The sequence below is a fragment of the Stenotrophomonas sp. INTA L402-1 genome (assembly GCF_059295135.1).
Map to the genome: position 1 here is coordinate 1 of NZ_JCAFWP010000172.1, position 598 is coordinate 598.

Annotated in this window: 2 protein-coding genes; both read right to left on the bottom strand. The window is 30.3% G+C overall.

From position 1 onward, the window contains the following. Positions 1–93 precede the first annotated feature (93 nt). Positions 94–237 carry a protein YtiD gene (ytiD, locus tag AC5O77_RS22165; RefSeq protein ID WP_001301448.1) on the bottom strand — a complete coding sequence of 48 codons (144 nt, stop codon included), beginning with the start codon at positions 235–237 and terminating at the stop codon, positions 94–96. After that, positions 216–317 carry a hypothetical protein gene (locus AC5O77_RS22170; protein ID WP_001144941.1) on the bottom strand — a complete coding sequence of 34 codons (102 nt, stop codon included), beginning with the start codon at positions 315–317 and terminating at the stop codon, positions 216–218. The genes ytiD and AC5O77_RS22170 overlap by 22 nt, the downstream gene beginning before the upstream one ends. Between the last annotated feature and the right edge of the window lie 281 nt (positions 318–598).

Consider the following 598-nt stretch of genomic DNA (forward strand, 5'->3'; position numbering starts at 1 on the left):
CATCCATGTCAGTCTGAGACAGGCCTGAATCCTGTCAGCAAAGTATAAAACCTTACTTGCCTATGAATATCTACTGACTTTTCAGGAAAAAAGTCATGATTTGATAAAAATCATCAAACTCAAAAAAAAACCGCTAGTATATTCTGAATATTCCGAATAGTTACGTAGATGAAAATACTTGTCACCGCTGCTACTTAATTCCGGTGGGAAATTATTTATTTCCGCATAATCAGCCATGTATTATTTGAAACAATTAGTTTGTAAATAATATAAATTGATAACATATCAAATACATCAAAAATACCATTCACAGGCATTATTAATATAGACCTCAATATAGCAACATCAAATTCCAATTAGTAATAAGATATGCTTTTAAATTGCATGCAAATAATTTTAAATGAGCGTTTTTTGATACTTTAGAGTGTTTCCTACCCTTTAATATCACCGTGTAGAGTTGATATCACTACAACAGAAACATGCATGTCATTTGTTTACTTCTCTTTTTACTACAGAAAAATTTATCTATTTTTCTAAACATCAGTGAAATACTCATAAAAGGTAACTATTATGTCTATGCCATTAAGCAATGCCCTTC

What these genes read in the sequence shown, in the direction of transcription:
- AC5O77_RS22170 (WP_001144941.1), bottom strand. Translation starts at nt 317, where the DNA reads ATGCCTGTGAATGGTATTTTTGATGTATTTGATATGTTATCAATTTAT.
- ytiD (WP_001301448.1), bottom strand. Translation starts at nt 237, where the DNA reads ATGGCTGATTATGCGGAAATAAATAATTTCCCACCGGAATTAAGTAGC.